This window comes from Alcaligenes sp. YSL9 (assembly GCF_030515105.1).
Classification (GTDB): domain Bacteria; phylum Pseudomonadota; class Gammaproteobacteria; order Burkholderiales; family Burkholderiaceae_B; genus Alcaligenes; species Alcaligenes phenolicus.
The window spans coordinates 630642-649859 of record NZ_JALXJU010000002.1; the positions used below are offsets into that span (position 1 = coordinate 630642).

Sequence of the window (19218 nt, forward strand, 5' to 3'; positions counted from 1 at the left end):
TTGAAGTCCCTTTTTGCAGATTCATGGAGCCACTAGGCAGGCAATTGCTTATGTCTGGCCCAAGACCACAAGATATAAAACAGCACGCAGCCATACAGCCCCAGAACAGCGCCTGAAGCCAGCACTTGGCTAAGAAAATGGTAGCCCTGCATGATACGTAAAAAGCCGAACAACAAACCGGCGCTGACACCCAGCACAAAGCCCCCGGCGGCCAATTTTCGGCAGCCTGTCATGACGCCCACAAAGAACAGGGACAGGAGCACAAAGCCGGATGCGGCATGAGCACTGGGCAAGGCATTGCCTGCTTCAGCCCAGGAGTACGCCCAGAAGTAGGTGGGCATGGATTCTGTACCGCCAAACATGGCCAGATTAAAGGGGCGTGGCATGGCGGTCAGATGTTTCAGTACGCCTACCATTAACGGGCCACTACCCATGAAGAAAGCCGCCCCCGCCCAGGCCAGTTGGCGGCGGGAGCCCTTGGGCTGCCGCCAGGCCACGATCGTCCATACCACTGCGCCGCCAAAGGGAACGAACCACACCAGCCTGCGCCCGAATAAATCGACAAAAGGCTGCAATCGCCAGGAAAAATCCTGGACTTGTGGGTCATAGAAATAGGCACTGAGTGACAGGTCCGTTGCTGAACCCATCGTCACTGCCGCAACGATTCCCAAAACAGTAAAAAAAACGGCACTGGCAACGATATAAGGACGAAAAAACATCTACACACCAAGTAGCTTCAATCAGTCGGGCAATACTTTACCGGGGTTCATGATCCCCAAAGGATCCAGCGCCGTCTTGATCTGCTTCATCAAGGCCAGGGAAACTGGGTCTTTATAACGGGGCAGCAGTTGGCGCTTGAGCTGGCCTACGCCATGTTCGGCACTGATGGAGCCATGGAAACGGTGCACGCTGTCATGGACCAGCGCATAGATCTCATCCTGACGCTTCAGCAGCTCCTCTTCCGTGAAAGCCGTGCCGCGCGCAACGTTGTAGTGCAGGTTGCCATCACCCAAATGCCCGAATGTCACGTTCTCCAGACCCGGGAAGGCTTCTTGCAAAGCCTTGTCCGTCTCGTGCACGAACTGGGACATCACAGACACAGGGATGGACACATCATGCTTGATGCTTTTCCCATAGGCTTTCTCTGCCAGTGGAATGCTTTCACGCAAATGCCAGAGCGCCTTGCTTTGTGCGATGGTCTCGGCGATAACGGCGTCTTGCACCAGATCTTGCTCCAGAGCCTGACCGATCACGCTTTCAAAACGCTCGCGAGCATGCTCCAGGCTTTCGCTATCAGACAGCTCCAGCAAGGCATACCAGGCTGCTTTTTCAGCTGGACCCTGGAACGGCATGCGTTGATCGGGGTAGCAGTGCAACACAGCTTGCAAGCAGTTGCCTGCAATCAACTCAAAGCCGGTCAAGGACGCCGCCAGACCCTGACGGGCCAATGCCAGCACCTGAACGGCATCTTCAATCGTATTCAATGCCAGCAAGGCGGTGCACGCTGCTACAGGCTGGGGATAGAGCTTGATGGTCGCGGCGGTGATGATACCGAGAGTGCCTTCGCTACCAATAAACAGGTTGCGCAGGTCGTAACCGGTATTGTCTTTGCGCAGCCCAAGCAGCCCATGCAGAATTTCACCTTGGGCAGTCACCACTTCCAATCCCAGGGTCAGGTCACGAGCATTGCCGTAACGCAAAACCTGTGTACCGCCTGCATTGGTGGCCAGATTGCCGCCAATCGTGCAGCTGCCTTCTGCGGCCAGACTCAAGGGGAACAGACGCTGATGATCGCGGGCGGCCTGCTGCACATTTTGCAAAATGCAGCCTGCTTCCACCACCATGGTGTCGTTGTCGGTATCCACGCTGCGAATCTTGTTCAGGCGCTCCAAAGACAGCACCAGCGCAGTGGCGCTGTTGTCCGGCGTTGCGCCCCCGCACAAACCGGTATTGCCGCCTTGAGGGACAATAGGCACGCGATGCTCGGCACATAGACGCACGACCTGGGCCACTTCTTCTGTCGTTGCAGGCCGGGCCACCGCCAAGGCAGTACCGGTATAGCGTCCACGCCAATCCTCCAGGTACTGCTGCATGGATTGTCCTGTCAGCACATGTTGCTGACCAATACGCTGTTCAAGTTCGTTCAGAAAAGTCATGACCCAAGCCACTCAAGAAAAACAATCAGGCGCTCTTGCTGTCGCGCTACAGCTCTTAATGGTAACTCACGAAAGCCGGTGGCATTCGCGCTAAACTTCTTTCTTTGTGTATTCGTTCAGGACGCGACAGTGACCCACATTCCCGCTCTACCGACCGCTGTATTCAAAGCCTACGATATTCGGGGCACCGTTCCCGAGCAACTGAATCCCGACTTCGCCTACCAATTAGGTCTGGCCCTGGCGGCCTTGGCCCGTGAACAAAACGTGCAAACCCTGGTAGTGGGTTACGACGGCCGCCACAGCAGCCCTGCTCTGTCTCGTGCCCTGCAACAAGGGATCCAAGCAGGCGGAATCAACACAGTCGATCTGGGTATGGTTCCTACTCCCGTCGTCTATTTTGCGGCCAATGTACTGGAAACCGGCTCGGGCGTAGCCATCACAGGTAGCCATAATCCGTCCAACTACAACGGCTTCAAGATGATGATGGCCGGCAAGACCTTGCACGGCCAGGATATCCAGGGTCTGATGAAACGCATGCAAGCCGGTATTGAGCCTGCGGCTCAAGCAGGCACCGGCGAGAAAAAGGACTTGCTGGACCAGTACGTCAGCACCATCGCCGAACGTGTCAAACTGGCCCGTCCCATGAAAATCGCCCTGGACTGCGGCAACGGCGTGGGGGGCGTCGTGGCTGCTCGCCTGTTCAAGGCCCTGGGTTGCGAAGTGGACATGCTGTTTGAGGATGTAGACGGCAGCTTCCCCAATCACCACCCGGACCCGGCCGAGCCGCACAACCTGCAAGACCTGATCTCCCATGTTCAAAACACGGACTGCGAAGTGGGTCTGGCCTTTGACGGTGATGCTGACCGCCTGGGTGTGGTGACTCGAACGGGTCAGATCATCTGGCCTGATCGTCAGTTGATTCTGTACGCGCGCGATATTTTGCAGCGCGAACCTGGCTCCACGATTATTTTTGACGTGAAATGCAGCCGCCACGTCGCTCTGGAAATTGCCAAGGCCGGGGGTGAGCCCTTGATGTGGCAAACCGGCCATTCGCTGATCAAGGCCAAACTGGCCGAAACGGGTGCCCCTTTAGCGGGCGAAATGAGCGGCCACGTGTTCTTCAAGGAAGGCTGGTACGGCTTTGATGATGGCTTGTACACAGGCGCACGTCTGCTGGCGATTCTCTCGCGCGGTGACAACCCGACGGCAGAGTTGGAAGCCTTGCCGCAAGACCTGTCCACACCGGAACTGAAACTGCCGCTGGCCGAAGGCGAGCCTCATGCCTTGATTGCCCGCCTGCAAAAAGAAGGCCGTTTCCCCAGTTCCAATCAGCTCAACACGATTGATGGTGTACGTGCCGAGTATCCGGACGGCTTCGGTCTGGCTCGCGCCTCCAATACCACTCCAGTGATTGTGCTGCGTTTTGAGGCCCAGTCCCAAGAGGCGCTGGATCGGATCCAGGGAGAATTCCGGGCGGCACTGCTGGCTTTGAAGCCGGATGCAGCATTGCCTTTCTAAAGCCGTGGAAGTTCACTCATGCCCAGATCCCTGCTCGCTGGTCTCTAGTCTCTAGTCTCTAGTCTCTAGTCTCCAGCGCAGTATAAAAATGCCTCCACGCGGCAACTTTGGCTTGCTGTCCCCCAAGGGGGCACTTTTTACCGGGACGACTAGCCTTGGGGCAGCACAGCGATAAAAAAAGAGCTGCACTGCCTCTGAAACCTTGGATTCAACCCCAAGTCACAGCAAGCAGTTCAGCCCGTTTTTTATGCCTTGGCCCAAGCCCCAGGCAGCCAAAGCCTTAACGGCTCAAATACTGATACAGATCCAGATGAGCCTCGCTGATACGGCCTATATCAAAAGCCTCTTCAGCCAGACGGCGGCTTTCCGCCCCCATGGCTTGCCGCTTGGCCGTATCTTCACCCAAGTCCATCACAGCCGCCGCCAATGCCTGCGCATTACGCACTGGCACCAGCACACCGGTCACGCCAGGTTCGATGGCATCACGGCAACCGGGTACATCCGTTGTAACCACCGCGCGCCCGCAGGCTGCGGCTTCTACCAAGGACTTAGGCAGGCCCTCACGGTAGGACGGCAGCACGGCAATGTGTGATTGAGCGTAAAGCTGCGCAATATCGCTACGTTCGCCCAGACACTCCACCACGCCCTGCTTTTGCCAGCTCTGCCACTCCTGATCGCTGATACTGGCCGGATTACCGGGGTCGGGACTGCCAGCCAGTACCCATTTAACCGGGCTACCTTGAGCAGCGCTGATGCGTGCAGCTTCAACAAACTCACGCACACCTTTATCTACCAGCAGGCGCGATACCATCAGGGCAACGGGCGGGCCTTCGGGCTCTGGCAAAGCCTGAAACTGATTCAAGTCCACGCCTGAGCCACGAATCAGGACGCACTGATCGCGTTTGACAACACGGTCTTCCAGCAAGACATCACGGTCATTGCTGTTCTGGAAAATCACGCGGCTATTCGGATGTCCCAAGGCAATGCGGTAAAGCTGCAGGGCAATCCAGCGCACCGGATCAAAGGACTTGTCGCGCTTGGTAAATACATAGCCCAGCCCGGATACAGCGGCCAGAAAACCAGGCACACCGGCCAGTCGCGCTGCAATCCCGCCATACAGAACCGGCTTGATGGTGACCGCATGCACCAGCTCCGGACGCTCACGGCGAAACAAACGCCACAGGGCCCAAATAGTTTGCAGCTCTTGCAAGGGGTTGGTCCCGCTGCGTGTCATGGGCAAAACATGGTGATGCAGGCCGTGACGCTCGATCTCGGCAACCGCCGGGCCGTCCATGGTAGCGACATGCACGTCATAACCCTCACGTTGAGCGGCTTGCGCCAAAGGCAAACGATGCGACAGGAAAAAAGCGGGGTTATTGACCACGAACATCAGCATGCGCGTTTTCTTGCTGGTATTGTCCGTCAAGGCACTCAAGGCCTGACGGCTGCGCTTGCGCTTGGGGGGATACTGCGCCGTCAAGGTCTTCCAGGCCTGCGTGTAATTCTTGACCATGCCTTCCAGGGAGAACAGGCGGGCAACCCGTTCACGCGCATGCTCATGACGAGCCTGCCAGGAAGGTGCACCCAGTTCATCAACCGCGCTATTGATCGCGCCTGCCAAGGCTTCAGCATTGCTGGGGGGTACAATCCAGCCCTCATTACCGACGATCAAGGCAGCATCACCCACATCGGTGACCACATTGGACACCCCCGCAGCCATTGCTTCGCAGACCACGTTGGGAAAACCTTCTGCCGAGCTGGACAAGACATGCACGTCCAGCGCATTCATCAGGCGAGGGACATCGCTGCGTCGTCCCATCAGGATGACGCTCTCGCGCAACTGATGCTGATCCAGCAAGCGCATCAAGGTTTCGTTATTACTGTCCATGCCATCGCCAATCAAAAGGCAACGCAAGCCTGGATGACGGTGCAGGCTGCGAGCTAAGGCGGCCAGCAGATTGGGATGATCTTTAAGCGGATTCCAGCGGGCCACACTGCCAATAACAGGCGTATCCAGTGACAGGCCCAATTCTTCGCGCACTTCTTCACGTGCCTGCGGGTCAGGATGCCAACGGCTTAGATCGTAGCCATTGGGAATCACTTTCATGATGTCCGCACGATAACCCCACTGCTTGTGACGTCGGGCGGCATTTTCTGCGCAGGACACAATCAAATTGGGAATAAAACGTGACAGGCGGGCGCACAGCCAGGCCACCATACGAGCTTTCGGGCTGCCTTGATACAGATTCGCGCCCGAGTTACGAATACCCCAGGACACAGCCGGAATGCCGACCAGTCGCGCTGCGGCACCACCGATCAGATCGGAGTGATACATCCAGGTCTGCACCACATCGGGCTGCAAATCGCGCAGCAAGCGCGTCAGCGATCGCAGACCTTTCAGAAAGCCCAGCGGCGAGTGCATGTGCAGGCAGTACAAAGGAATGTCTGCAGCCCGTAGTTGCGGCCCGAAAACATCTTCCTCGCCCAGAGAAATCACAATATGTTCGGTATCTTGACCGGGTGCTGTCACCAAGCGGAACAAGACGGTTTCTGCCCCACCCTGCCCCAGTCCCGCAATAATATGCACGACTCGCAAGGGCGGCGTTACTTTCTCCAGCTTGTCATCCACGGCGTCTGTGTCCTGATTGAACGACCTTGGCTGCATTGCACTCATGCTTTGGCTCCCTCTTCGATACCGCCACGGGCGGCCTGAAAGACCTGGTCCCAGTTAAGCAAAACCTGCTCTAGTTCATAACGCTGACGCACCGCTGCAGCGGCACGACGGCCCAAGACGCCCCGAAAGACGCCATCCCCCATCAGCTCGGCCAGGGCGGCAGTCAAGGCACCTTCATCCCCTACCGGCACCAGCAGGGCATCCTTGCCATCGGAACTGATTTCGCGCGGGCCGCTGGGGCAATCAACCGTCACGGCGGGCAGGCCCATGGCCATGGCTTCCAGCAACACGTTCGGAAAGCCCTCTACTTCCGAAGTCATGACAAAGGCATGGGAGCGCGCCATTTCCTGCCAGGGCTCAGCGGTCTTGCCGGCCAGTTCGATACGGTCGCCCGCGCCGGACATGGCAATCTGCTGCACCAATTGGGCTCGCTGCGGGCCATCACCCCAGATTTTCAATTTCCACTCCGGATGCTCGGCGGCCAGGCCTGCAAATACGCGGATCAAGACATCAAAACGTTTGGAGGGCACCAGACGCCCCATGGCCATCAAGGTGCAGTGACGGTTCTCCTCCACCCGCACCTCGCGCTGCACGGCATTCAAGGCCTGCGGCAAGGGGTTGGGAACCACCATGACCTGCTTCATGCCCGGCACCATGGCCTGGAACGCCGCCACACTGGCTCGGGTTTGCACAGTCACTACCTGCGCCTTGGGGTACAGACGGCGGCGCAGGCTTTGCAGCAGCTTGCCTGCGCTGCTGCTAAAGGCCGGGTTGGTGCGTTCACCCACCACAATAGGGACGCCCATGCCGCCCAGCCCCAGCAACACATTGATATTCACATTGGTCAGAAAAGACACGATGACATCAGGCTGTTTTTCATGCACCAGCTTGCGCATGGCGCGCAGCTTGGCCAAGGGTTTGGGCAACCAGCTACCGCGCATGCGATGGGCCAGCCACACCAGTTCCACCTTGGAGTCAATAGGGTAAAAGGCGCTGCCTCCTCCACTATAAGTAGGCACCAGGGTGACCTGATCGCCCCGCAAACCCCAGGCATTGGCCAGGGTGGAAGCGACGCGCTCGGCGCCGCCTGCGTTCAGGGAGCTGACGAAAAACAGAATATTCACTGGGCCTCCGTGGGCTCATCGACCGGGTAGCTTGGGCCTGCTGGCACTAGGCAAAGCGCCATTTTAAGGCCGACGCAAGCACTGTTCCAACACTTGCTGCCATAGCGCCAGAACTCGGGCCGAGGAAAAACGATCGCGCACATCCGTGGCGCGGCGTGCCAATCGCTGACGCTTGTCGTCGTTGGACATCAGGTCGGATAAATGGGCTGCCAGGGCTTCCACGTCTTCAATCGGGCGTACCAAGACGCCGTCAATATTGGCGCGGATAATCTCGCGCGGGCCGGTATCGCAATCAAAGGCAACAGCGGTCAAACCGCTGGCCATGGCTTCCAGCAGGCTGTTGGACAAGCCTTCCATGCGGGAGCTGAGTACATACAGATCTGACTGCTCGTACCAGTCCGCCATATTGCCGACGCGACCGGGAAGCTGAATCCGCTCTTGCAGCTCCAACTCTTCAATTCGTGCTTCCAGAGGAGCACGCTGCTCGCCCTCGCCCAGAATCACCAAGTCCCAGTCCGGGAAATAGTTGGACAACATGGCAAAGGATTCGATCAGGGTGTCAAACCCTTTAACCGGGTGCAGTCGCCCCACCGCCAGCAAACGTTTGCGGCCTTCTGGCAGTTCGGGCACCGGCACGACAGGCTCGGCACTATCCATAGGCCAGCGTACGGCATTAGGAATTACCTGAACCTGGCTGCCGGGCACATGCTCGCGCAACCAGTCTGCAGTACCAGCAGTCAGCGCGATCACGGCATGAGCTTGCGGATAGGTACGCAAACGGGCTTTTTGCCAGAAAGAGGACAAGGACTGGGAGGGCGGATGCGTATGCTCGGTAGCAATCACCTTGCAGGGCAAGCCTTTGGCGGCAGAAATGGCCAGTACCGAGGAAGTGGTCATCATGCCCAGCACCACATCGGGCTTGTTCTTGCGTATCAGGGATCGCACCCGGCTCACGCGCCGCCAGTTCTTCCACAAGGCATCCAGGCGGCCACGACTGCTGCCTGCCGTTCCCAGCACGTGGCGCTCTACGCCCTCTGCTACGGTATACGCGTCTTTGTCACGGCCGGCCTGCGTCACCAGAGACACTCGATAGCCGCGCGCCACCCAGGCTGCGCTTAAATCGACGGCGACACGTTCTGCCCCGCCCCCACCCAAAGAGTGGATAAGCAGCATGATATGAGGGCGAACTCCCGAATGACTGTGCACGTTTTCCTATTCCTGCGAACCAGATGCGAAGGCACTGGCTGGCCTCAAGGCCAAGATGAAATAACAAGTGAAAGAAGCCGCATACATCAGGCTGGTCGCCAGCATGATGCCCGACGGGCCCATGCGCGCCGCCAGAATCGGGTTCAGGGCCGCTTTCACCAAAAAATTGATCACGGCAATAATTGCCATGGATTTATAACGGTTCTGACTGGCCAATAGCTGTACCAGAATCAGCACCCCAAAATAAAAGGGCAGTTGCACCAGTCCCCAGCTAAAAACCTGGGCGACGGTAGCCGTATCCTGCGCGGTAAACGCGCCACGTTCAAACAGCAGTGCCACGCCCCAAGGAGCCAGCAGGACGCCGATGGCCGCCGCTACTCCACCAGCCGCCAACATCATGACCGACCATTTCAAGGCCATGGAACGAGCACGGGCGTTATCGCCCCGGCTTTGAATATCAGCCAGCACAGGCAAGGCAGCACGACCTACAGAGGCCGCCCCCACACCTAGAACCAGGGCCAGCAAGCGCGTGGCATAACCCAAGGTCGCGTTGGCATTCGCGCCCAGATTGGCCGCCGTATATTGGTCGATAGGGCCGACAAAGCTCATGGCAACCTGCCCCACCAGCATGATGGTGGCGGCCTTGAGCAAATCCGGCCACTGTTCGGCACGCAAGCTGATCGTGGGACGAGCCCAGATCTGATCAGCCCGAGAAGCCAGAATCATCAGCCACACGGCCTGGATAGTCATGCCCAGCAAGGTGCCCCACAACAAGGGGCCAATGCCAGCATTGGCGCCTGCGGCCAGCACCCAGATCAGGATGACAAAGGCAGGAACACTTTCCAGCAAGGTGTTGATGTGACGCTCATGCGCCCGCAAACGGGCGGCACTCAGGCCAATCATCAGGGTCAGAGCCGCCGCTGGCGCAAAGGCAAACAGCAGTTCCTGGCTCATTTCATGGACTGCAGGACTTAAACCCTGTCCCGTCCATTGCAGCACCCAGGGCCAGCTAATCCAGATCAATGCACCCAGCACGCAGCCCAGCACAATGCACCAGGCCTTGAGTTCACCCAGAAAACGGCTGCGCGCAGCCGGTTCCAGACGATGCAAGCGCACCAGAACGGGAATCAGCACAACGGACATGGAGCCAACGATTGTCACTGGCAGCCAATTGGCCATGACCATCGTGAACTGATAGGCATCGACTACATCGCTCACACCGTAGCGATAAGCCACCGCCATTTCTTTGAAAGCGCCCGCTGCCTTGCCCAGCAACAGAAAAAACGCCACCCGCATCGCCCCCAGGGCGATGCGACGGTGGTCGTCATGCAAACTAGACAGACGTGCTTTCAGGCTGGCCCAAATCAACTCAGAAACGCCACGTACCAGGGCATGGCTGTGTTCAGGCCCTGCAAAATCGTGTGAGTCGGCTCGTAACCCAATTGGGTGCGAGCCTTAGTGATATCGGCTTGAGAGTGCAGCACATCGCCCGCGCGGAAGTCCGCATAGATGGGCTGTTTGGTGTAGTTCACACCATTTGCACTCAAGGTCTGCTTCAAGTGCTCGAACAGCTCGTTCAAACTGGTGCGAGCATTGACGGCCACGTTATAGACTTCGGCCACAGCAGGTTTTTGCTGCACGGCGGCCAAGATATTCATCTGAATAACGTTGTCGATAAAGCAGAAATCGCGGCTGGTCTGGCCATCCCCATTGATTTGCACATCCTGGTTCTGGATCATGGCCGATACCCATTTGGGGATCACCGCAGCGTAAGCACCGTTAGGGTCCTGACGTTTGCCAAATACATTGAAGTAACGCAGGCCCACGCTGGAAAAGCCATAGGCACGGGCAAACACGTCCGCATACAGCTCGTTCACGAACTTGGTGACGGCGTAGGGGGACAGTGGACGACCAATCGTATCCTCCACCTTGGGCAAACCGGGATGGTCGCCATAGGTGGAACTGGAAGCCGCATAAACAAAGGCTTTAACCTGTTCGTCACGCGCAGCCACCATCACGTTCAAGGCGCCGTTCACGTTGACCTCATTGGAAGTCAGCGGATCGTTCAAGGAACGAGGCACCGACCCCAAAGCGGCCTGGTGCAGCACATAGTCCACGCCTTTAACAGCTTCGCGACAGGTATCCAGATTGCGGATATCGCCTTCAATAAAGCGAAAACGAGCCCAGCGCTCGGCACCAACCTGATCACGCACTTCGTCCAGATTGTATTGATGGCCGGTTGCAAAGTTATCCAGACCTACCACCTGCTGATCCATTTTCAGCAGGGCTTCCAGCAGGTTGGAACCGATAAAGCCGGCACAACCCGTAACCAGCCAGGTTTTAGGCTGATTACGCAGTTGCTGGCTCGCCTGTTCAAATGCAGCGCTCATAATGCTTTCCAAAATTAAAGACGCAGATCGGATTGTTCGCGATCAAACACATACTTCAAGTCGTAGAGCACATGCTCGGGCTTGCCCCATTGGCGCACACCTTCCACACCCAGTTCCTTGAACTGCTTGTGGGCCACAGCCACGATCACCCCGTCGTACTCACCCGCTTTAGGAGTCTCGACCGGAGTAATACCGTATTCATGTTGCGCTTCTTTAGGGTCAACCCATGGATCGTATACATCTACGTGAACATCGTATTGCTTGAGTTCATGCACGATATCGACAATACGGGTGTTACGCAGGTCCGGGCAGTTTTCTTTAAAGGCCAGACCCAGCAACAAGACGCGCGAACCTTGCACCTGAATGCGGCGCTTGGTCATGGCTTTAACCAGTTGGGAGGCCACATAGCCGCCCATGGAGTCGTTCAGACGGCGGCCAGCCAGAATGATCTCGGGGTGGTAGCCAATGGCTTGCGCCTTGTGGGTCAGGTAGTACGGGTCCACGCCAATGCAGTGACCACCCACCAGACCAGGACGGAAAGGCAGGAAGTTCCACTTGGTGCCCGCCGCTTCCAGCACGTCCAGGGTATCGATGCCCAGACGGTTGAAGATCAGAGCCAATTCGTTGATCAGGGCGATATTCACGTCGCGCTGGGTGTTCTCGATCACCTTGGCCGCTTCTGCCACACGAATGGAGCTAGCCTTGAAGGTACCCACCACAATGATCTCGCGGTACAAGGCGTCGACCAATTCAGCGACTTCAGGGGTCGAGCCGGAAGTGACTTTCTTGATTGTGGAGACGCGGTGTTCCTTGTCGCCTGGATTGATACGCTCCGGACTGTACCCCGCGTAGAAATCTTCGTTAAAGCGCAGGCCCGACACTTGCTCCAGCACAGGCACACACACTTCTTCGGTCGCACCGGGGTAAACCGTGGACTCGTAAACCACGATGTCACCACGCTTGAGCACTTTACCGATGGTCTCGGAAGCGCGGACCAGAGGAGTCAGATCAGGCTGCTTGAATTCATCGATAGGCGTGGGCACAGTCACAATGAACACATTGGCCTGGGCCAGTTCATCGGCCTCGCAGGAGTAGCTCAAGCCACTGGCCTGGGCCAGTTCTTCGCTCTCGACCTCCAACGTGCGGTCTACCCCTTCCTTGAGTTCGGCGACACGACGCGCGTTAATGTCAAAACCAATAACGGAACGCTTTTTGCCAAACTCTACAGCCAAAGGCAAACCGACATATCCCAAGCCGATGACGGCCAGTTTCACATTCTCAAGTTGCAACTTCATTCTCCAGTTAGCGCTATGCGCAAGGAATAATCTTGAACGCCTGACAGTATCAGTCCCGATCTATCCGCCGCCGTACCGAGGGTAGCAGCAGCCAGGAAGGGCGACGCCACGAAACCAGACGGGAATAGAGCCAGATATAAACCAGTGAGAAGGCCAGCATGCTGGCACACAAAGCCCAGGTATTGTCCCACCAGATCGTGGCCGGCACCAAACCGATCAGGGCCAGTACCCACAGGTACGGCGAGGTCATGGCATTACAAAACGCGGGCAAGGCTCCGCCACTGTCACGACTGAACGTGGAACGCACCAGACGACGGAACACCAGTTGATGCAGGTGCAGCGCGTCCGGCTGGTCCACAGGCACACCGCGTTTGAAACGGCGACGCCAGATCGAAAACATGGTTTCAAAAACAGGGTAAAACAGCACGGCCAAGGCGTAAAACGGCGACACACTGGGGTTGCGCACCACCAGTTGCACAGCCAGTTCAGCCAGCATGAAGCCCAGGAAATACGCGCCGCCATCCCCCAGAAAAACCCGTCCAAAAGGAAAGTTCCATACCAGAAAGCCCAGGGTGGCCGACGCCAGCGAGGCGGCAATCAGGAAAATCGGAATGTCCTGCACCTGCAAGGCCACCAGAGCCAAGGACAGCGCCATCAAGGTGGCGATCATGCCGGCCAGGCCATTCATACCGTCAATAATATTCAGGGCATGGGTACAGCCGCCTACCGCAATCATGGTAAAGAGCAGCGAAATGGGCCAGAAACCCAGAACCCAATCAGCCCAGCTCACCCCAACACGCGACACACCGCCCAGCAACCACCAGGCAATCGCGGCCGACAGGAAAGCGGCCAGCAAGCGTTTCAGGGAACCTACGTCCTTGGTGATGTCCTCGACCAGGCCCGCCACAAATACCGGCATGGCAGCCAGAAACAAGACCGGCCACAGCCAGGTCAGTGTCATATTGCTGGGCCCAAGGACCAGCAAGCCAGCCAAACTGCCTGCCACCACGGCCAGACCACCCACACGCGGGGTAGGACGAGAATGGGACGCTTGGGGTTTACTAAGGTCGCTGTCCCCGGTCAGACGGCCATGCCAACGTTCGGAGGCCACGATCAGCCCGCCGACCATAAAAGCCACGACACAGATATACAACCAGGTAAGAGACTCCCCCATCTGAGGTAAAGACACCGCAAAACACCTGCTAGGTTAGGAACTACACATTATCAACCTGCCTTCCGGCTTGTGTCCGTGACCAGTCGCATTAAATGCAACAATTTCCGTCAAGTCCCGTATCACTTTCGTGTAGGCAGGAGTAGCTCGCTAATTTGCCCGAGCGCGAGCCCGAAAGCAAGTATTTTGCGGGATTGGGGCTCAGGAATCGGGTTGCGGCAACGGTTCTGTCGAGGCCAGCTGATTACCGCACTCGGTCAGGAGTCGCCGTAACCAGCGATGGCTGGGCGAATGCCGGTTACGTTCATGCCAGAGCTGATAAAAGCGCATGGGCGGAAACTCCAGCGGGGCCTCCAGAATCGCCAGGGGCAATAGTCGACAATAAAACTCGGCGAAATGACGCGAAGTCGTAAAAATCAGGTCTGTATTCTGTAGCAAATACGGTGCTGCCGAAAAGGACTGCACCGCCACGCTTTCATCACGCTGAATACGTAAGGTCGCCAAGGTTGTATCGATGACACCGCGCTGGTTGATGGAATACGGCATGGGCACCACATGGCGCGCCCGCACGTAATCATCCATGGTCAGCCCCTTGCGAGCCAAGGGGTGCGTTGCCGCTACCAGGCAGACAATCTGATCTTCCAGCAGCACGGACAGATGCATGCGATCGGGCGGTTCGGGCCAGTTCCCAATGACCATATCCAGGTCGCCTTCCGCCAAAGAACGCTCAAAATCAAAGCTGGCATCCAGAGAATGCAGATTCAAGCGTGCCCCCGGTGCCTCGCGACGCATGCGCTCGACCACTCCGCCAATAAAGACAGGCGCCAGATAATCTGGCGCTCCGATATGAAACTCACTGCGACTTACCTGAGGGTCGAAACTGTCGGGCGCATTAACCATACAGTCGATCTCGGCCAGGGCTCCTTTAGCGTGGGCCAGCAGGCCAATGGCGCGCTCGGTAGGCACCATGCCCCCTTTTTCGCGCACCAGCAAAGGATCGCCAATAATGTCACGCAAGCGTCGTAAGGCCGCACTGATAGCAGGCTGCGACTGGTTCATTTTGAACGCGGTACGCGAGACGCTGCGCTCGGTAACGAGTAAGCAAAATACCCTCAAGAGATAGGTATCAAGCGGGTTATCCCCACGTCGGGCGGCCATCTTATTCTCTCCTTCTTACGCTTTTTTCCAGCATGATAATGACATACATGCACAATACGAGATGGCATATATCATTTATACGCCTAATTCTATTTTATTTATAAACAGAAAACTTAAACTGGTCCCATATAAGAAAATCATAGCCCACAGGCGGTGGTTTATAAGGGTTTGAATAAATCAAACATACCGTGTAAACGCCCACCCATTACCCTTGATAAAACGGCCTCCAGGCCTGGTCCTGGAGCCGCCTCGGCTCGCACTATTTACGCTTAGATAATCGGACTGACACATGACTACTCAAACCCTTACCACCACACAGGCGCTCACCGAACTCTCCAGCCTGGATCAGAGCCAATTTGTGGACAAGCTCGAAGGTATTTTTGAACATTCCCCCTGGGTCCCTGAGCGTAGCTGGAACCAGCGTCCCTTTGAAAGCGTGGATCAGTTGCACGCCTGCATGGTGCAAGTGGTCCAAGAAGCATCGCACGAAGAACAGAAGAACCTGATCTGTGCTCACCCCGAGCTGGCTGGTAAAGAAGCCGAGCAAGGGACCCTGACCACCGCATCGACAGGCGAACAACGTGGCGCCGGCCTGGATCAGTGTTCGGCCGAAGAGCTGGCCCGTCTGCGTGGCCTGAATGCCCAATACCGTGAGCGCTTCGGTTTTCCCTTCGTGATTGCCGTCAAGGGTTTGAGCCGTTACCAAATCATGGATACAGTAGAAGCTCGTCTGAACAACAGTGCTGAAACCGAGTTTCAAGCTTGTCTGACTGAAATCGGCAAGATTGCCCGTTTCCGTCTGGATGCGCTGCTGGGCTGATTTTGCTGCCTGCCGGGTCTTGTTGACCCATCCAGTTCACGGGGTAGCGCCAGCCTGCGGGCACGCTGCCCTTTGTTTCCTCTGACCCTTCGTGGCGCGGCTGCTTTCAGCCCCACGCGGGTCTGCCCTACCAAGGACCTCTACCATGACAATCACATTGAAGTTGGAAACCCTGACAGCCGAAGCCTTCGCCCCCTTTGGTGATGTCATCGAGGCCTCCGACACGGTTCAGCACTTCACCATCAATGAAGGCAATACCGAGCGCTACCACGACCTGGCCAAGATCGAGCCGGGTGCAGACGGCCACGCGATTGTGTCCATTTTCCGTGGCCAGCCACGCACCCTGCCCTTTACCGTGGAAATGATGGAACGCCACCCCAAAGGTAGCCAGGCCTTCATTCCGCAGTCCGGCCAACCGTATCTGGTGATTGTGGCCCCTGCTGGCCCGACTCCCAAGGCAGGCGATCTACGCCTGTTCCTGGCCCGTGGCGACCAGGGCGTGAACTACGCAACTGGCGTTTGGCACCACCCCTTGATGGCACTGAATCAAGTGGCCGACTTCATCGTGATTGATCGCAAAGGTCCCGGCGACAACTGCGATGTGATTCAGCTGGAAGAAAAAGCCATCATTGCTGAACTGGAAACCACAGCAGCGTGAGCCAGTCCTGTCCCATCACGCCGGACATAGCGGCCATTTACGCCCATCGTCCGGCCGATATTGATCCTGAGCACTGGCGCGCCCGTGTCAATCTGGCCGCCGCCTACCGGCTGGCGGCCCGCCAGGGCTGGGACGATATCATCTACACCCATATTTCCCTGCGCCTGCCCGGCCACGACGACACTTTCCTGATCAATCCCTTCGGTTTGCGCTTTGATGAAATCTGCGCTTCCAATCTGCTCTTGATTGATACCCAGGGCCAGGTTGTGGACGGCACAGGCCGTCGTGCCAACCCCAGCGGTTTTGCCATTCACGGCGCCGTTCACCGCGCCCGAGCGGATGCACACTGTGTCATCCACTTACATACAGATGCCTCGATTGCCGTCTCGGCTCTGTCCTGTGGACTGCTGCCTCTATCGCAACACGCCATGCGGTTCTGGCAGGATATTGGCTATCACGACTATGCCGGTCTGGCCTTCCCACCCCAGGAGCAAGAGGCCCTGCTCAAGCAATTAGGCTCCTATCCCGCCCTGCTCTTGCGCAATCACGGTGCCCTGACCTGTGGCCGTACTGTTGCCGAAGCTTATGTCCTGATGGATGCCTTGGAGCGCGCCTGTCGCATTCAGCTCTCGGCCATGGCTGCCAGCCCGCAACTGCACCTGCCCCCAACGGATGTGCTGGATTTGACACATCGCCAGCTTTTACCCGGGGATGAGCCAGAGGGCTTGTTAGAATGGCCAGCCTTGCTGCGCAAGCTCTATCAGAGCGAGCCGGATTTTTGCCGCTAAGACCCTTTCCACCCCTACGGAGCTTTTATGCCTTCTATTAACGTACAACTATTCGACGGCCGTCCCGTGGAAATCAAGCGTGAGCTCGCCCAGGCCCTGACTAAAGAAGCCTGTCGCGTGCTTGGCTGTACCCCGGAGGCCGTCGATGTGGTCTTTACCGACGTCAAACGCGAGGACTGGGCCACGGCCGGCGTCCTGTGGTCGGACAAATAAATCAGACCCATGAAAAAGCGGCCACAGGGCCGCTTTTTTTATATCTTTCAGCACCTTAACGGCTCTTCAAACGTAAATCAAACAGTAGTTTGGAGGCTGCTAACATAGATTTTCAGGACGGACTAGGTGGGCAATACCCCTAGCACTGAAAAATGCATGAAAAAAGCAGGAATCTGCTAGGGCGTGGCCTGAACACAGGCCCCATCTACAGGGCTTATATCCTTTCCCCCCTGTCAGCATCAGCCTGCCATACGCTTTTACGTATTCTACTTATCAAGCCGTACTGCCTTCCAGTGATACGGCCCATCCGATAACTTTATGCTTACGCGGCCCAGGCATCGGCTGCGCATAACGTATTAATAAGGAGACCCGGATGTCCGCCAACCCAGAAGTGTCCACACCTGCTGCTTGTGACGGTGTAGACGAACGCCTACCAACGGGGCGCCTGGCAACCCTTGGTTTGCAACACGTCATGGTGATGTACGCGGGCGCAGTTGCTGTCCCCCTGATCATTGGTGCGGCCTTGGGCCTGTCCAAGGAACAGATCGCATTCCTGATTAATGCCGACCTGCTGTGCTGTGGCCTGATCACCATCATCCAGGCTCGTGGCCTGGGTATGTTTGGTATCAAACTGCCCGTCATGATGGGCGTGTCCTTTGCAGCGGTCAGCCCCATGATCGCCATTGGCCTGGATCCGCAACTGGGCCTGCCCGGTATTTTCGGCGCCACCATTCTGGCCGGTATCTTCAGTATTCTGATTGCTCCGGTATTTAGCCGTCTGATGGGCCTGTTCCCCCCGGTCGTGACCGGCATCATCATCACCGTTATTGGTGTGACACTGATGCGTGTAGGTCTGAACTGGATTGGTGGCGGCGCTCCCACTATTACAGATCCGGCCACCGGCCTGTCCATCCCCAACCCCGAATACGGCTCGCTGGAAAACCTGGGCATTGCCCTGATGGTGCTGACTGTGATCCTGCTGATCACCAAGTTTGCACGCGGTTTCCTGGCAAACGTGGCAGTGCTGATTGGCCTGCTGGTCGGTTTCTTTGTCTCTTTGGCCATGGGTCGCATCACCTTTGAAGGTCTGGATCAGACCAGCTGGTTTGCGGTGGTGACTCCATTCCACTTTGGCGTGCCTACTTTCAGCTGGGCCCTGCTGGGCGCAGCGGCAGTCCTGTCCCTGATCATGGTGGTGATCATGGTTGAGTCTCTGGGCATGTTCCTGGCATTGGGTTCCATCTGCGGCCGTCCTACCGACCGAGAAGCGCTGGTGCGCGGTCTGCGTACCGACGGTCTGGGTACCCTGGTGGGCGGCATCATGAACACCTTCCCGCACAGCTCGTTCTCGCAAAACGTGGGCCTGGTCAGCGTGACCGGCGTGCGCAGCCGCTGGGTATGTGTCATGGGGGGTGCCTTCCTGATCATGCTGGGCCTGTTCCCCAAAATGGCTTTCATTGTGGCCTCCATCCCCAACTACGTTCTGGGCGGTGCTGGCATTGTGATGTTCGGCATGGTGGCCGCTACCGGCATCAAGATCCTGATGTCGGCCAACCTGAACCGCAACCCTTACAACCCCTATATCGTGGCCATCAGCCTGGGCTTTGGCATGATTCCCCTGGTTGCCGAGCACCTGCTGGACAAGATGCCCCCTGCTCTGGCTCCCTTGCTGCATAGCGGCATCTTGCTGGCTGCCGTATCTGCCATCTTGTTGAACCTGTTTTTCAACGGCATGGAAAAATACGCCGACCAAGGTCACACCGTTGAATCCACCGCTGCTACCCAGGCCCGCAAACAGGCCGCCGCTCAAAAAGTGACTGAAGACAGCGGCAATCACCTGGCCTCGCAAAACGGCTAAGCCCCTTTTTGATCAGCCGCCCTGCCTGAAATGGGCGGCTGTTCAAATTTCCGCAGTACCTTCATAAAAGTATCGACTGTCCATAATTAATCTAAGCAAGGTCAGTAACACCCACTCAAAGAAAACTAAGGCCGCAGGCCGTAAGGGACATCAGATCCCAAGGACCTGCTTGCGCTCAAACAAAGAGGA

General features: G+C 57.1%; 16 protein-coding genes and 1 pseudogene. 6 read left to right on the forward strand and 11 right to left on the reverse strand.

Features of this window, described 5'->3' with window-relative positions:
• Nucleotides 1-32: 32 nt before the first annotated feature.
• Both M2Q46_RS11045 and M2Q46_RS11050 read right to left on the reverse strand, forming a co-directional pair.
• A complete protein-coding gene (locus M2Q46_RS11045; protein ID WP_115634269.1) occupies nucleotides 33-719 on the reverse strand; it encodes a phosphatase PAP2 family protein in 687 nt (228 codons plus the stop codon).
• 21 nt (nucleotides 720-740) lie between these two features.
• Nucleotides 741-2156 carry an FAD-binding oxidoreductase gene (locus M2Q46_RS11050; RefSeq protein WP_026485046.1) on the reverse strand — a complete coding sequence of 472 codons (1416 nt, stop codon included), beginning with the start codon at nucleotides 2154-2156 and terminating at the stop codon, nucleotides 741-743.
• A gap of 129 nt (nucleotides 2157-2285) precedes the next feature.
• Between M2Q46_RS11050 and M2Q46_RS11055 the strand changes: the two genes are divergently transcribed.
• On the forward strand, nucleotides 2286-3674 hold the full coding sequence (locus M2Q46_RS11055) for a phosphomannomutase/phosphoglucomutase (RefSeq protein ID WP_302357236.1): 1389 nt from the start codon (nucleotides 2286-2288) through the stop codon (nucleotides 3672-3674).
• A gap of 280 nt (nucleotides 3675-3954) precedes the next feature.
• Here the strand turns inward: M2Q46_RS11055 and M2Q46_RS18770 are convergent, their stop codons facing one another.
• The 9 genes and pseudogenes from M2Q46_RS18770 to M2Q46_RS11095 all read right to left on the reverse strand — a co-directional run bounded on the left by M2Q46_RS18770 (nucleotide 3955) and on the right by M2Q46_RS11095 (nucleotide 14692).
• Complete coding sequence (locus M2Q46_RS18770) at nucleotides 3955-5070, reverse strand: glycosyltransferase family 4 protein (RefSeq protein WP_338018800.1); 1116 nt, start codon at nucleotides 5068-5070, stop codon at nucleotides 3955-3957.
• A gap of 255 nt (nucleotides 5071-5325) precedes the next feature.
• Nucleotides 5326-6348 (reverse strand): annotated as a pseudogene (locus tag M2Q46_RS18775) (glycosyltransferase); the annotation flags it as partial.
• Nucleotides 6345-7472, reverse strand: coding sequence for a glycosyltransferase family 4 protein (locus M2Q46_RS11065; protein ID WP_009461098.1), 1128 nt, complete (start codon nucleotides 7470-7472; stop codon nucleotides 6345-6347). The gene M2Q46_RS11065 and the pseudogene M2Q46_RS18775, both read right to left, overlap by 4 nt.
• Before the next feature lie 63 nt (nucleotides 7473-7535).
• Nucleotides 7536-8645, reverse strand: a complete 1110-nt coding sequence (locus M2Q46_RS11070) for a glycosyltransferase family 4 protein (protein ID WP_060186276.1) — start codon at nucleotides 8643-8645, stop codon at nucleotides 7536-7538.
• 39 nt (nucleotides 8646-8684) lie between these two features.
• Nucleotides 8685-10046 (reverse strand): murein biosynthesis integral membrane protein MurJ, encoded by a 1362-nt coding sequence (gene murJ, locus M2Q46_RS11075; RefSeq protein ID WP_203145112.1) that lies wholly within the window; start codon nucleotides 10044-10046, stop codon nucleotides 8685-8687.
• Nucleotides 10043-11068, reverse strand: a complete 1026-nt coding sequence (locus M2Q46_RS11080) for an SDR family oxidoreductase (RefSeq protein ID WP_022983250.1) — start codon at nucleotides 11066-11068, stop codon at nucleotides 10043-10045. The genes murJ and M2Q46_RS11080 overlap by 4 nt, the downstream gene beginning before the upstream one ends.
• Before the next feature lie 14 nt (nucleotides 11069-11082).
• Complete coding sequence (gene tviB / locus M2Q46_RS11085; RefSeq protein WP_026485039.1) at nucleotides 11083-12357, reverse strand: Vi polysaccharide biosynthesis UDP-N-acetylglucosamine C-6 dehydrogenase TviB; 1275 nt, start codon at nucleotides 12355-12357, stop codon at nucleotides 11083-11085.
• Nucleotides 12358-12412: 55 nt separating this feature from the next.
• The gene (locus tag M2Q46_RS11090) at nucleotides 12413-13537 is read right to left on the reverse strand and encodes a glycosyltransferase (protein WP_009461102.1); all 1125 of its coding nucleotides are present in this window, start codon (nucleotides 13535-13537) and stop codon (nucleotides 12413-12415) included.
• Nucleotides 13538-13735: 198 nt separating this feature from the next.
• The gene (locus M2Q46_RS11095) at nucleotides 13736-14692 is read right to left on the reverse strand and encodes a LysR family transcriptional regulator (protein WP_009461103.1); all 957 of its coding nucleotides are present in this window, start codon (nucleotides 14690-14692) and stop codon (nucleotides 13736-13738) included.
• A 289-nt stretch (nucleotides 14693-14981) separates the two neighbouring features.
• Between M2Q46_RS11095 and uraD the strand changes: the two genes are divergently transcribed.
• The 5 genes from uraD to M2Q46_RS11120 all read left to right on the forward strand — a co-directional run bounded on the left by uraD (nucleotide 14982) and on the right by M2Q46_RS11120 (nucleotide 19029).
• The gene (gene uraD / locus M2Q46_RS11100; protein ID WP_035271248.1) at nucleotides 14982-15512 is read left to right on the forward strand and encodes a 2-oxo-4-hydroxy-4-carboxy-5-ureidoimidazoline decarboxylase; all 531 of its coding nucleotides are present in this window, start codon (nucleotides 14982-14984) and stop codon (nucleotides 15510-15512) included.
• Between the two features lie 145 nt (nucleotides 15513-15657).
• Nucleotides 15658-16170, forward strand: coding sequence for an ureidoglycolate lyase (locus M2Q46_RS11105; RefSeq protein WP_203145113.1), 513 nt, complete (start codon nucleotides 15658-15660; stop codon nucleotides 16168-16170).
• The gene (locus M2Q46_RS11110; protein ID WP_022983252.1) at nucleotides 16167-16958 is read left to right on the forward strand and encodes a class II aldolase/adducin family protein; all 792 of its coding nucleotides are present in this window, start codon (nucleotides 16167-16169) and stop codon (nucleotides 16956-16958) included. Before M2Q46_RS11105 ends, M2Q46_RS11110 begins: the two co-directional genes overlap by 4 nt.
• 27 nt (nucleotides 16959-16985) lie before the next feature.
• Entirely contained in the window at nucleotides 16986-17171 is a 186-nt protein-coding gene (locus M2Q46_RS11115; protein WP_009461108.1) for a 4-oxalocrotonate tautomerase, read from the forward strand.
• A gap of 373 nt (nucleotides 17172-17544) precedes the next feature.
• Nucleotides 17545-19029, forward strand: coding sequence for a nucleobase:cation symporter-2 family protein (locus tag M2Q46_RS11120; protein ID WP_302357237.1), 1485 nt, complete (start codon nucleotides 17545-17547; stop codon nucleotides 19027-19029).
• Nucleotides 19030-19218: the final 189 nt, after the last annotated feature.